Annotated in this window: 15 protein-coding genes; 1 reads left to right on the top strand and 14 read right to left on the bottom strand. The window is 45.6% G+C overall.

Going from position 1 to position 13,191, the window contains the following annotated elements:
* Positions 1-177 precede the first annotated feature (177 nt).
* The 13 genes from RH88_RS11205 to yceD all read right to left on the bottom strand — a co-directional run bounded on the left by RH88_RS11205 (position 178) and on the right by yceD (position 10,799).
* Positions 178-945, bottom strand: coding sequence for a TatD family hydrolase (locus RH88_RS11205; RefSeq protein WP_005595975.1), 768 nt, complete (start codon positions 943-945; stop codon positions 178-180).
* Positions 936-1,898 carry a DNA polymerase III subunit delta' gene (holB, locus tag RH88_RS11200; protein ID WP_005595973.1) on the bottom strand — a complete coding sequence of 321 codons (963 nt, stop codon included), beginning with the start codon at positions 1,896-1,898 and terminating at the stop codon, positions 936-938. Before holB ends, RH88_RS11205 begins: the two co-directional genes overlap by 10 nt.
* Complete coding sequence (gene tmk / locus RH88_RS11195; protein ID WP_005595971.1) at positions 1,898-2,530, bottom strand: dTMP kinase; 633 nt, start codon at positions 2,528-2,530, stop codon at positions 1,898-1,900. The genes holB and tmk overlap by 1 nt, the downstream gene beginning before the upstream one ends.
* Positions 2,531-2,533: 3 nt before the next feature.
* On the bottom strand, positions 2,534-3,550 hold the full coding sequence (gene mltG, locus RH88_RS11190; RefSeq protein ID WP_005595969.1) for an endolytic transglycosylase MltG: 1,017 nt from the start codon (positions 3,548-3,550) through the stop codon (positions 2,534-2,536).
* A complete protein-coding gene (gene pabC, locus RH88_RS11185; RefSeq protein WP_005595968.1) occupies positions 3,547-4,350 on the bottom strand; it encodes an aminodeoxychorismate lyase in 804 nt (267 codons plus the stop codon). Before pabC ends, mltG begins: the two co-directional genes overlap by 4 nt.
* 134 nt (positions 4,351-4,484) lie before the next feature.
* Positions 4,485-5,726 carry a beta-ketoacyl-ACP synthase II gene (fabF, locus tag RH88_RS11180; RefSeq protein ID WP_005595966.1) on the bottom strand — a complete coding sequence of 414 codons (1,242 nt, stop codon included), beginning with the start codon at positions 5,724-5,726 and terminating at the stop codon, positions 4,485-4,487.
* A 93-nt stretch (positions 5,727-5,819) separates the two neighbouring features.
* On the bottom strand, positions 5,820-6,053 hold the full coding sequence (gene acpP / locus RH88_RS11175; protein WP_005595964.1) for an acyl carrier protein: 234 nt from the start codon (positions 6,051-6,053) through the stop codon (positions 5,820-5,822).
* A gap of 239 nt (positions 6,054-6,292) precedes the next feature.
* Positions 6,293-7,027 (bottom strand): 3-oxoacyl-ACP reductase FabG, encoded by a 735-nt coding sequence (gene fabG / locus RH88_RS11170; protein ID WP_038219961.1) that lies wholly within the window; start codon positions 7,025-7,027, stop codon positions 6,293-6,295.
* 35 nt (positions 7,028-7,062) lie between these two features.
* Entirely contained in the window at positions 7,063-7,986 is a 924-nt protein-coding gene (fabD, locus tag RH88_RS11165; protein WP_005595960.1) for an ACP S-malonyltransferase, read from the bottom strand.
* Between the two features lie 72 nt (positions 7,987-8,058).
* Positions 8,059-9,012 carry a beta-ketoacyl-ACP synthase III gene (locus RH88_RS11160; protein WP_005595958.1) on the bottom strand — a complete coding sequence of 318 codons (954 nt, stop codon included), beginning with the start codon at positions 9,010-9,012 and terminating at the stop codon, positions 8,059-8,061.
* A 5-nt stretch (positions 9,013-9,017) separates the two neighbouring features.
* Positions 9,018-10,043, bottom strand: a complete 1,026-nt coding sequence (gene plsX, locus RH88_RS11155; protein WP_005595956.1) for a phosphate acyltransferase PlsX — start codon at positions 10,041-10,043, stop codon at positions 9,018-9,020.
* A gap of 9 nt (positions 10,044-10,052) precedes the next feature.
* On the bottom strand, positions 10,053-10,223 hold the full coding sequence (gene rpmF, locus RH88_RS11150) for a 50S ribosomal protein L32 (RefSeq protein ID WP_004737376.1): 171 nt from the start codon (positions 10,221-10,223) through the stop codon (positions 10,053-10,055).
* 48 nt (positions 10,224-10,271) lie between these two features.
* On the bottom strand, positions 10,272-10,799 hold the full coding sequence (gene yceD / locus RH88_RS11145) for a 23S rRNA accumulation protein YceD (protein WP_005595954.1): 528 nt from the start codon (positions 10,797-10,799) through the stop codon (positions 10,272-10,274).
* Positions 10,800-10,947: 148 nt separating this feature from the next.
* Here yceD and RH88_RS11140 point away from each other — a divergent pair, with 148 nt between their 5' ends.
* Positions 10,948-11,544: a Maf family protein gene (locus RH88_RS11140; protein ID WP_005595952.1), complete on the top strand. Its 597-nt coding sequence runs from the start codon at positions 10,948-10,950 to the stop codon at positions 11,542-11,544.
* Between the two features lie 193 nt (positions 11,545-11,737).
* Here RH88_RS11140 and rluC read toward each other — a convergent pair whose 3' ends face one another.
* On the bottom strand, positions 11,738-12,691 hold the full coding sequence (gene rluC / locus RH88_RS11135) for a 23S rRNA pseudouridine(955/2504/2580) synthase RluC (protein WP_005595951.1): 954 nt from the start codon (positions 12,689-12,691) through the stop codon (positions 11,738-11,740).
* Positions 12,692-13,191 lie beyond the last annotated feature (500 nt).

The following is a 13,191-nucleotide window of genomic DNA, read 5'->3' as shown; positions in this document are numbered from 1 at the left end:
TTTACTGGGTAAATAAAATAGACCCGATTGTTATTTTTTGTAACGAATTTACAATTCATAGTGAAGCGACCAATAAATTCAACATTTTTGGTAAACATGACGAGTGTAAACGTTTAGCTGTGATTTCAAGCACAAAAAAAAGGAGCTTTCGCTCCTTTTTTAAACAATGAATGATTTCTATCTCAAAAAAAGATTCCGGAAATTATCGCTGGTTTTTTGGCCAACTTCACTTAAGGATATACCGCGCAGTTGAGCAATGTATGCCGCAACCTCAACCACATAAGCGGGCTGGTTCTGTTTTCCACGATGTGGCACCGGCGCAAGGTAAGGAGAATCCGTTTCAATCAATAGGCGCTCTAAAGGCAGGGCTTTTACTACCTCTTTCAGCTCGGTTGCCTGTCTGAATGTTACGATACCTGAAATAGAGATATAAAATCCAAGCTCCATCGCCGCTTGAGCAAACGCTAAGTCTTCCGTAAAACAGTGAATCACACCACCGCATTTTTCTGCACCGCCTCGACGCAAAATATCGAGGGTATCTTCACGGGCATTGCGAGTATGAATGATCAGCGGCTTGTTAAGCTCCACCGCTAACGCAACTTGCTGCTCAAAACGCTGCTGCTGAAGTGCTTTGGTTTCCGGTTGGTAGTGATAATCAAGGCCAGTCTCACCAATCGCCACCACTTTGGTGTGAGAAGCATATTGATGCATCAACTCAAATGAAAAATCACTTTCAACGTCCAAAGGATGAACACCGCATGACGCATAGACGTTATCGTAAGGGGCGATCATTTCCATCATATTAGGAAACGCATCGAGGGTAACACCAACAGACAGTAGCTCAGTGACATTCGCCGCCTTCGCTTTCGCCACAACGTCACCAATTCCTTGGTGTAGATCTTGATAATCCAGTTTATCGAGATGGCAATGAGAATCTACAAACATACTTCCCCGTTAAATTTAATTAGCCAATCTAGAATAAGTAGCTCTCGGTTAAGCCCCGAGTGCGTAGTAAGCTGCTCAATCAACTCGCGCAATGCTTCAGACTGAGTATAGAGCAGGTCATAACTCACCTGTTGCGCAAGTACACTCGCTCCAGGGATCGCGGTCGGTAAAGCCAGGCCGAAATGGCATTTTTGCGCATCTGTCAGCAGATACCACAACCAACTCAGTGACTGCTCGGTTTCAGTTGCCAACTCCTTTGCCAATTTCACCACGTCACCTTGTTGGCGAGTCACCGCTAAAAGCTGTTGTTCAATAGCTTGGTAGCGGCTTTGCTCTTTACCTTCAATGAAGCGCAGGGTTTGCAACGGTGAATGACCATTAAGATGCGCAGCATAAGCAGGCACTGGCAGCTCTGTCTGTTCAGCCAACCATTGAGTTAACACGACTGAATCCGGCTCTCCAACATGCCATTGTTGGCAACGACTGGTGATAGTGGGTAATAGCTGACTCGCGGATGTTGCGACCAATAAAAATAGACACTTTGCTGATGGCGTTTCCAATGTTTTTAGCAAAGCATTGGCAGCCGACTCGTTCATCGCTTCTGCAGGCTCAATGACAATCAAGCGATAACCCGCGAGTTGAGAAGACTCTTGTGCAACACGATTACATTGACGAATCTGATCAACCGTAATGGCTTTGCCTTCTTTTTCAGGCACTACTCGATGAAAGTCAGGATGGTTGCTCGAAGCCATCAGCTGACAGCTATGGCAAAACCCACACGGCTCTGCTGCATAATTGCTGCACATTACCGCCTGACTAAATTGACTCACCAGTTGATCGACCCCAAGACCCGCTTTAGCGATCAACAAAGCGGCATTAGGAAAACGATCTTGCTCTAAGTGCGCTTGCCATTGCTGCCACAGTGGTGCGAACCAAGGATAAAGCGGTGACATTAGTTTGATTCCAGCCACTGTTGCAGTGCAGAGTGAATATCCGCTGCGACTTCATCCATGCTTTGATTGGCATTAATGATGACCACAGAGTCATCACTATTCGCGATCTCTAGGTAACGCTCTCGAGAGCGATCGAAAAAACTCATGTCCATTTTTTCAATACGGTCGAGCTCTCCGCGTCCACGAGCGCGTTCTAAACCGATGCGTGGGTCGATGTCTAGATAGAGAGTAAAGTCAGGCTTAAAAGCCCCTAGCGTAGTATCGCGCAGTGATTGCATGGTTTCACGAGCAATTTGACGACCACCGCCTTGATAGGCTTGAGAAGACATATCATGGCGATCACCGACCACCCAAGTCCCCGCAGCAAGCGTAGGTTTAATTACATTTTCAACCAGCTGAACACGAGCTGCATACATCAGTAGCAGTTCGGTCATATCTTGCAGCGTTTCACCTTCATGCTCTTGTTTCACCAACTCACGCAGTTTTTCAGCTAACTGAGTGCCGCCAGGTTCGCGAGTATTTTGGATAGAATCAATTCCCGCCGATTGCAGTGTTGCAAGGACCGCTTGGATAGCAGTGCTCTTACCCGCCCCTTCAAGGCCTTCAATAACGATAAATTTAGCTTGGCTCATGAGTTATTTATTACTTCTTAATTGTTTTAAGTAAGCACGAACCGCTCGGTTGTGTTCGGCCAACGTTTTCGAAAATACATGACCACCCTTGCCGCTCGCGACAAAGTAGTAGTATTTACTATTTTCAGGATTCAATGCCGCCAAAATTGACGCTTCACCCGCCATCGCAATTGGCGTTGGTGGTAATCCTGAGATGGTATAGGTGTTGTATGGTGTCGGTGTGCGTAGATCTTTCTTACGAATATTACCATCGTACTTATCACCCATGCCATAAATCACCGTTGGATCGGTCTGCAGACGCATGCGCTTGTTTAAGCGGTTAACAAACACAGATGCGACACGTTCACGCTCTGACTCCACCGCAGTTTCTTTTTCGATAATCGACGCTAAGATCAGCGCTTCATAAGGTGTTTTCAGCGGTAATTTCTCTTGGCGCGCTTGCCATGCAGCATCGAGTACCGATTTTAACTTGTCTGATGAACGTTTAAGAATATCAAGATCTGACGTTCCGTAGGTGTAATTGAACGTTTCCGCCAAAAATAAACCTTCGAGCTTGTCGTGTTCAATACCCAACTGTTTCGCGATTTCCGCTTCCGACATTGCAGACGTTTTATGCTCAAGATATGGCGCATTTTCTAAAATGGTTCGCCATTCACTAAAACGAGACCCTTCGACAAACGTCAGGGAAAATTGATGCTCTTTACCGGTCTTAAACAACAATAGCGCCTGAGTCAGATTCATCTCTGGCGTGATCAGGTAGGTTCCCGCTTTAATTTGTGTCAGTTCAGGATGAAAACGACGCACTAGTGGCATCACATCATTCGATTCAATTAGCTTTTCAGAAATAAGTTGATTAAGCACGCGGGCAAAACTGGAACCTGGCTTAACGGTAAAAATTTGCTCTTGTGACAATTGCAAAGGTTGGCTAACAAACTGTTCAACTTGCTTAGTCACATAGAAAAAGGCGCCTGCGGCGATCACCGCAAGTAAAATAAGCAAAAAAGTGATCTTCTTAATCACGAGGCTAACATCTCCTGAATACGTCGTGTCAATGTTCCTATAGGGAACCTATGACTTTCAATCGCCCGAATAGGCACTGCGCCCAATAAAGAGTTAGTAATAAACACTTCATCGGCATCTAATATATGGCTCAAATCATATTCGCCTATTGCAACACTCATACCTGCACTTTGCACAAACTCTAACACCACTCTCCTCGCGACACCCGCCACGCCAGACATGGCCAAGCTTGGAGTATAGAGTTGATCGTCTTTACGCCAGAAAACATTCGCCATACTGGTTTCAATAACATGGTTATTAAGATCCAGCACCAAGCCATCCATCGCACCCGAGTTCTCCAAATCCGCTTTAACCAGAATCTGTTCGAGTCGATTATTATGCTTATGGCCGGCTAAAAGTGGATTTAGCCCTAGCTTAACCTGACTCACGCCAAGTGTTATTCCCTGTTGGTGCCATTGCGGATAATGTGCAGGATAGGCAAAGTCGCTAATAGTAACATTAGCGGCACTCACTTGAGTAGGGCTATAACCGCGCCCGCCTTCACCTCGGCTAATATGTAATTTCAATCCAGCCTTTGAGTCTAAGCTCGCAGCCTGCATCATCCATTGCTCGACCTGCTGCCAATCCGGCTGTTCAATTGCAAGCGCGGTTAAGCATGCTTGCATACGCTGTTTATGATAGGACCACTGGCAAAGCTTACCATGCTCGGTAAGCACGGTAGTAAAGCCACCGTCACCATATTGAAAAGAACGATCGAGAAGAGAAATTGAATCTGCAGGTTGTCCGTTAAGCCAAAACACAATCAGTCCCTAAAATAAAAAACGGCCCAATGCCAAAAGCATTGAGCCGTTTTATCATATCTTCATACTTTACCCAAGATAATTGGACTTACCGCGAACAACGCTGCGAGTCCTGATATTTTGGGTTAGTTCGATTAAATCTTTTTGAAGACCAGTGAACCGTTCGTACCGCCGAAACCGAAAGAGTTACAGATCGCATATTCCATATCTACTTTTTGAGCAACATGTGGAACAAGATCGATATCTAAACCTTCTTCTTGGTTATCGAGGTTGATCGTTGGTGGTACGATTTGGTCAACAAGAGACAACACAGTAATGATCGCTTCAACTGAACCTGCAGCACCCAATAGGTGACCTGTCATTGATTTCGTTGATGATACTTTTACTTGTTTCGAGCCTTCTTCACCAAGAGCACGTTTAACACCCTTGATTTCAGCCACGTCACCTGCCGGTGTTGATGTGCCATGTGCGTTTACATAACCCACTTGAGTACCAACAATGCCTGCGTCACGCATCGCCGCTTCCATCGCAAGCGCACCGCCAGAGCCGTCAGGCGTTGGAGACGTCATGTGGTAAGCGTCACCAGACATACCAAAGCCAACAAGCTCAGCATAAATCTTAGCACCACGCGCTTTCGCGTGTTCGTACTCTTCGAGAACCATCATGCCTGCACCGTCACCAAGAACAAAACCATCACGGTCTTTATCCCAAGGACGAGAAGCTTTTTGTGGCTCATCGTTACGAGTCGATAATGCTTTTGCCGCACCAAAGCCAGCCATACCAAGAGGCGTAGACGCTTTCTCAGAACCACCTGCTACCATTGCGTCTGCATCGCCGTAAGCGATCATTCGAGCCGCATGACCGATGTTGTGCAGGCCAGTGGTACACGCTGTTGAGATAGCGATGTTAGGGCCGCGCAAACCACGCATGATAGATAGGTTACCCGCAACCATATTTACGATGGTTGATGGTACAAAGAATGGGCTAACTTTACGTGGACCTTTTTCGATCAGTGCATCGTGACCTTTTTCAATCAGGTCAAGACCGCCGATACCCGAACCAATCGCTACACCCACACGAGGAGCGTTTAGTTCATTAATTTGTAAGCCAGAGTCGTCTAGAGCTTGAATGCCCGCTGCGATACCGTACTGGATAAATAAATCCATTTTACGTGCATCTTTCTTAGACATGTACTCTTCGCAGTTAAAGTCTTTAACTAGGCCAGCAAAGCGAGTAGAGAAATTAGTAGCATCAAAGTGATCGATATTAACGATACCGCTTTGACCTTCGAGCAGGGCTTTCCATGATGATTCAACAGTGTTGCCTACCGGTGACAACATACCCATGCCAGTGACAACAACACGACGCTTGGACACGATTTTATTCTCCGGGAAATGAAATGATTCTATGAGAGAGATAGAAGAGTTAAAAAAGAACTCAGGCGGCCAGAAGGCCGCCTGGGGGAGATATTACTGAGCGCTGTTCACGTAGTCGATTGCAGCTTGAACAGTAGTGATCTTCTCAGCTTCGTCGTCTGGAATCTCAGTGTCGAATTCTTCTTCTAGAGCCATTACTAGTTCAACAGTGTCTAGAGAATCAGCACCTAGATCGTCAACAAATGAAGCTTCGTTTTTAACTTCTGCTTCGTCCACACCTAGCTGTTCAACAATGATTTTCTTTACGCGTTCTTCGATGTTGCTCATTTTTCTTTTCCTTTACAGATTTCGCCTAATGCGATGATTCCGTAGTTTATTAGAACTATTGAAAGTTGCAAGGGGGACCTTGCTGGTCAAACCACAATTTTAGCGATTTTAACCGAAATTCAATACAACTTTGACTTAAGTCATGCACAATTGTTGTGCAATTCAATAGCAAGTTTCACACTTTACTGATAGAAAGACGTTAATCTGGAATATCAGCAAAGCTTTTTCGAACTTGGCTATTAAACCATATACATGCCGCCATTGACATGCAAAGTTTCACCTGTGATGTACGCCGCTTCTGGCGATGCTAAAAATGCAACAGCCGACGCAATTTCACGAGGATCACCTAGACGACCAGCAGGAACGTTAGCAAGTGTCGCTGCACGTTGGTCATCATTTAATGCTTTAGTCATGTCAGTTTCAATGAAACCCGGAGCTACAGTGTTTACCGTTACGCCACGTGAAGCGACTTCGCGTGCCATAGACTTAGTAAAGCCAATCACACCCGCTTTTGCTGCTGCGTAGTTAGTTTGACCTGCGTTACCCATCGTACCAACCACTGAACCTACATTGATGATACGACCAGCACGTTTTTTCATCATGCCACGCAGTACTGCTTTAGACATACGGAAAATAGGCGTTAAGTTGGTATCGATAATATCGTTCCACTCATCGTCTTTCATGCGCATAAGCAGGTTATCACGGGTGATGCCAGCGTTGTTGACAAGAATATCGATCACACCAAACTCATCATTGATGGTTTTTAGTGTCGCTTCAATAGACTCTACATCCGTTACGTTTAGCGCGAGACCTTTGCCATTGTCGCCAAGGTATTCGCTGATTGCCGCAGCGCCGCTTTCAGACGTTGCAGTACCAATTACCGTTGCACCGCGCTCAACAAGAAGCTCAGCGATCGCACGACCGATACCACGGCTTGCGCCAGTCACTAGGGCAATCTTGCCTTCTAGATTCATCATTATCTTCGTTCCTTTCGATTACTTAGCAGTGTTTACTTTGCTGCTTCAAGCGACGCAATGTCGTTCACTGCTGCTGCATCTAATGTCTTAACAATACGTTTTGTTAGACCAGTCAGTACTTTACCAGGACCAACTTCAAACAGTTTTTCAACACCTTGCTCACTCATCAGTTCCACACACTCAGTCCAACGAACTGGGCTGTATAGCTGGCGAACGAGTGCAAGTTTGATTTTTTCAGGTTCTACTTCAGCCATCACATCAACATTGTTGATCACTGGTAGCTGAGGAGTATTGAATACGATTTCTTCTAGTGCAATCGCAAGCTTGTCGGCTGCTGGCTTCATTAGTGCACAGTGCGATGGCACTGAAACAGGAAGCGGCAATGCACGTTTCGCGCCCGCTTCTTTACACAATACGCCTGCGCGCTCAACCGCTTCTTTGCTGCCTGCGATAACCACTTGGCCTGGCGAGTTGTAGTTTACTGGAGAAACCACGTCACCTTGCGCTGCCTCTTCACACGCTTTTGCAATTGCGGCGTCATCAAGCCCGATGATCGCGTACATTGCACCCGTACCTGCTGGTACCGCTTCTTGCATTAGTTGACCACGTAGCTCAACCAATTTAATCGCTTGTTTAAAGTCGATAACACCCGCACAAACCAGCGCTGAGTACTCACCTAGACTATGGCCAGCAAGGTTTGCAGGCTGCTCTAGGCCAAGCTCTTGCCATACACGCCAAATCGCTACTGACGAAGCCAATAGTGCTGGTTGAGTACGGAAAGTTTGGTTTAAATCTTCTACAGGACCATCTTGAACCAAAGCCCAAAGATCGTAACCTAGTGCTTCAGAAGCTTCGGCAAAAGTTTGTTTAACTACGTCATATTGTGCGCCAAGCTCTGCAAGCATACCTAATGCTTGTGAACCTTGACCGGGAAATACGATAGCAAACTTGCTCATGTTCTTTTCCTTAAAACAAAGTAAGAAAGAAAAGATGCACCTATGTGCACCTTAATTTTGAATTCTGTTGACTTAGAACTTAACGAGCGCAGAGCCCCAAGTAAAGCCGCCACCAAACGCTTCTAGTAGTAACGTTTGACCACGTTTAATACGACCATCACGAACCGCTTCATCCAGCGCAGTTGGTACTGTCGCCGCTGAAGTGTTGCCGTGCTTATCAAGCGTCAGCACAACTTGGTCTAGTGACATCGATAGCTTTTTAGCCGTCGCTGAAATGATGCGGTAGTTCGCCTGGTGTGGTACCAACCAATCCAGTTCAGACTTATGCATATTGTTGGCTTCAAGCGTGTCTTTAACTAGCTTAGAGAGCTGGGTTACCGCCACTTTAAAGACTTCATTACCCGCCATGTACAGCCACTTATCAGCATCTGAACCATCACGAGCAGCAACCGGTAGACTTAATAAATCACCAAACGCACCATCAGCATTAATATGAGTCGACAAGATGCCCGGCTCTTCGCTTGCGCCAACGACAACCGCACCCGCAGCATCACCAAATAGGATAATGGTAGAGCGATCCGTCGGGTCACACGCTTTCGACAATGCATCAGCACCAATCACCAAGATGTTTTTACACATACCCGTTTTAATGTGTTGATCAGCAATAGACAAAGCATAAACAAAGCCTGAACATGCCGCTGCAAGATCGAATGCTGGGCAACCTTTAATGCCTAGCATGCCCTGAACCTGACACGCCGACGATGGGAATGTATGGCTGCTGCTGGTCGTCGCCACGATGATCATATCGATATCGTTTTTGTCGATAGCGGCCATTTCGATCGCGTTTAGCGCGGCATGGTAAGCCATGTCGGCAACAGTCTCATCTTCAGCAGCGATGCGGCGTTCTTTAATACCAGTACGAGCGACAATCCACTCATCTGATGTGTCTACCATTTTCTCTAGGTCTGCGTTAGTACGCACCTGAGATGGCAGGTAGCTGCCAGTACCTAATATTTTGCTATACATGAAGACTAATAGTGCCTCTCGAGTAAAACCGCTTCCAAACGATCGCTAATACGGCTTGGTACCTGTCGTTTGACCTCATGCAGGGCTTCGCCAATTGCGTTGACGACCGCCTCTACATCAGCACTTCCGTGGCTTTTTATTACAATGCCGCGCAATCCTAGCAAACTTGCGCCGTTATACTGGTCGGGGTTCAATGTTTTTAGTTCATTAAATAACCCAGAAAACAATTTTCTTGCAATCCAGCCCTTTATTGATGAAGCCATCATATACGATTTCAATCTATCAATAAAAAGTTGCGCGGTTCCTTCGCATGTTTTTAAACAGATGTTACCGACAAAACCGTCGCAAACAACGACGTCAGCGGCATCATGCAATAACTGATTACCTTCAATATAGCCGACAAAATTGACCGACTGAGTTTGCGATAGCATTTCCGCACAACGCTTGACAAGATCATTACCTTTTATTTCTTCAGCGCCGATATTGAGAATCGCAACCCTAGGCGGGCGTTGTAAGTATTGTTCAGCGAGAGCACTGCCCATAATGGCAAATTGAAATAGCGAATCGGCGTCACTCGACACGTTCGCGCCGAGATCCAACATCCACGTTCGATTGCCAGAAACGGTTGGCAGTGCAGAAACTAATGCTGGTCGTTCGATACCCGGTAATAGTTTTAGACGAAAGCGTGACAACGCCATCAATGCGCCTGTATTACCCGCACTTACGCATGCATCAGCCTGGCCGACTGAAACGAGATCGATCGCTCGACCCATAGAGCTGTCTTGGCCATTACGTAATGCTAGAGAAGGTTTTTCTGAATTGGAGATCACTCGGTCACAGTGTTTAATGCTCAGCCGAGCATCTGGCTGATAACCAAGATTAGATAATTGAGATGTGATCGAAGTCCGATCACCTAGTAGGACCACTTTTAGCTCTGGGAAATACGACAGTGCCTGCACGGCGGCAGGCACTGTAACACGGGGACCGAAATCACCGCCCATTGCATCAAGCGCAACGGTTATATTATGCAAAGGTCAACCTTACTTGTTGATAACCTTTTTGCCGCGGTAGAAACCTTCGGCAGTCACGTTGTGACGTAGGTGAGTTTCACCTGAAGTTGCGTCTACAGAAAGTGCAGCTGTAGTAAGCGCATCGTGTGAACGACGCATGCCACGCATTGAACGTGATTTCTTGCTCTTTTGTACGGCCATTGACCCTACTCCTATGTAAATTCCTAAAGATACTTACTTATTGATAAGTTAGCGCTTTAAGCTTTTTAAGATATCAAATGGATTCGGTTTCTTTTCTTCCTCAATTTCTTCAGGAATTTCACCAAACACCATGTTATTTGAGTTAACGCTACAATCCGCTTCGTCATGCATTGCTACTAGAGGCAATCCAAGGATGAACTCGTCTTCAACTAATTGAATAAGATCTACTTCACCGTACTCGTTTAGATCTACCAAATCGTACTCTTCCGGTGCTTCTTCTTCACTCTTCTCGCTGTAAACAGGAGTATAAGTGAATTGAACTTCACACTGATGTGCGAAAACCTTATTACAACGTTGACACTCTAAATCAACTTCGACGTTAGCTTTACCAGAGATAACGACGAGTCGCTGTTCATCAAGCCCAAATGACAATGAGACTTGCGCGTCGCGTTTTACGCCTTCGGTTGTTGCACTTAAACGCTTTAGGAGACTGGTTTGAATGATACCATCTATATCCAATCGCTTTTGAGCAGTTCTCGCGGGATCAACCGTTCGCGGTATTTTTACCTTTTGCATAGGGCGCAAATTCTATCTTCCAAATTGTTTAGAGTCAAAGAAAAAGGCTAAAAAGTTATACTTTTTTTCCTTTCCACCAAGAGCGCTATCATAAGCGCCATAATATCTATTATGCTTCAATCAAAGCCTATTGCGATTGTAAATAAAAATGCCAAATTACCAACTAGTTTTAGCTTCAACCTCACCTTTTAGACAACAACTGCTCAATAAACTAGCAATTCCGTTTAAAACCGCCAGTCCTGATTTTGATGAAACCCCTTTAGACGGAGAGTCACCAAGTGCATTAGTTTTGCGCTTAGCTCAAGGCAAAGCGCAATCTTGTCCTAGCGATATCAGTGATGAGGAAAAGACCACATTAATCATCGGCAGCGATCAAGTTTGTGTGATTGATGGTGAGATTATTGGCAAACCACATACTCGTGAGCGTGCTATCGAACAACTTCGCCGCCAAAGTGGTAAAAGTATCATTTTTTATACCGGGCTCGCACTGCACAATAGCAAAACCCAAGAAACCAAGGTTAAACTTGATACATTTGTGGTGCATTTTCGCCAACTGACCACGGCGCAAATCGAAAGTTATGTTGATAAAGAACAGCCCTTCTTCTGTGCCGGCAGCTTCAAAAGTGAAGGGTTGGGTATCGCACTGTTTGAACGCTTAGAGGGTAAAGACCCCAACACATTGGTTGGCCTACCCTTGATTGACCTTATTGATATGCTTGAAGCACAAGGGTTTGCTGTGCTTTGAGAAAGCGAGAATTAAAGGCGCTTCGCTTGAGATTTGAGAAGCGAGAAGCGAGAAGCGAGAAGCGAGACTACGGGCTTTCAGCCCTGTAGGGAATCTAAGCAATAAAATAAAAAAGGGAGCTGTCCGCTCCCAATCTATCGAATCTCGATTCAAAAATCTCAACTCTATTTTGTCGACGCTACCGTCTCAATTCTCAATTCTTCGTAAGCTTTCTTAATCCAGCCAACACGCCTTCGAGTTTTTTACACATTGGCGCATTGATTTCCATCCACTCATCATTCGATGGGTGTTGGAACTTAATATTGGCCGCATGTAAGAACAGACGATCAAGACCCACTTTTGCTGTGTAGGCATCAAAACGGCGATCACCATAGCGATCATCCCAACCAATTGGGTGACCAGCGTACTGTACGTGCACGCGGATTTGGTGCGTACGTCCCGTAATTGGACTGGCTTGAATCAAAGTCGCATCAGGGAATCTTTCCAGCACTTTAAAACGCGTTTCTGACGGTTTGCCGTTTGGATTCACTCGCACGATACTGTTCACTTCGTTCTTCAGCAATGGTGCGTTAACGACTTTGCAGCTCGCTTTCCACTCCCCCATCACCAACGCGAAATAATACTTTTGTACCGTCTTTTCACGGAATTGAGCTTGTAAATGACGGAGCGCGGAACGCTTCTTCGCCACCAACAAAATACCTGAAGTATCGCGGTCAATGCGGTGAACAAGCTCAAGGAATCGCGCTTGCGGGCGCAAAGCACGCAGTGCTTCAATCGCGCCAAACTTTAAGCCACTGCCACCATGAACGGCGGTACCTGATGGCTTATTTAGGATCAACATATGTTCATCTTCATAGATGATCATATCTTCTAATTCAGCCACTTTATTAAGCTTGGTACTTGGTGCTACTTCCGGCGCTTTCTCTTCTACCGTCACCGGTGGAATCCGCACCACGTCTCCAGCTTGTAATTTGTATTCCGCTTTTACGCGTTTCTTGTTAACACGAACTTCCCCTTTACGCACGATACGATAAACCATGCTTTTCGGGATGCTTTTCAATTGATTGCGCAGAAAGTTATCAATGCGCTGGCCTGCCATATCTTGGTCGATATCGACAAACTGGACTTGGGTTCTAATTTCGCTCATTGCATCATTCTATCACTCAACTCAGAGCAAATTCACATTTTCTTCGCCACAAACGCTGAGATCACTCAATTTGTCATCCATAAGCAGTAAAATCGGCATCACTCACTTGTTAAAAAGCCTTTAAGTAAATAAAAAACATGTTTCAACACGATATTATCAAACATAAACGGCTATTCTTGGCCCTTTTACAATAAAGCCGATTGCTGACTTTACTGGGTACTGCTATAGTTCACACCTGCAAAGAGTGATCTGATTTAATTATGTACAAATCAAATCATTTAGACGCAAAAATAATGAGTAGAATGCTAACGAAAAGAGAGCGCAGCACACGGCGTAAGACCTTTCCACCGTTGGTTTCTTGTTGCTCTACTCATCTCCTTTCATGTTGAGTATATTCCGCCGACATCGCGGCTCACACGTTAACTGCATGTGAGAACTGGAGTGCCCCAGAGCATCCCTCCAGCCGGGAGGCTGCACTGAATAAACCATGGGATCTGGCA

It is taken from the genome of Vibrio scophthalmi LMG 19158 (assembly GCF_000222585.1).
Lineage (GTDB): Bacteria > Pseudomonadota > Gammaproteobacteria > Enterobacterales > Vibrionaceae > Vibrio > Vibrio scophthalmi.
The sequence above is the reverse complement of the archived record's forward strand: the minus strand, read 5'-3'. Positions and strand labels throughout refer to the sequence as shown.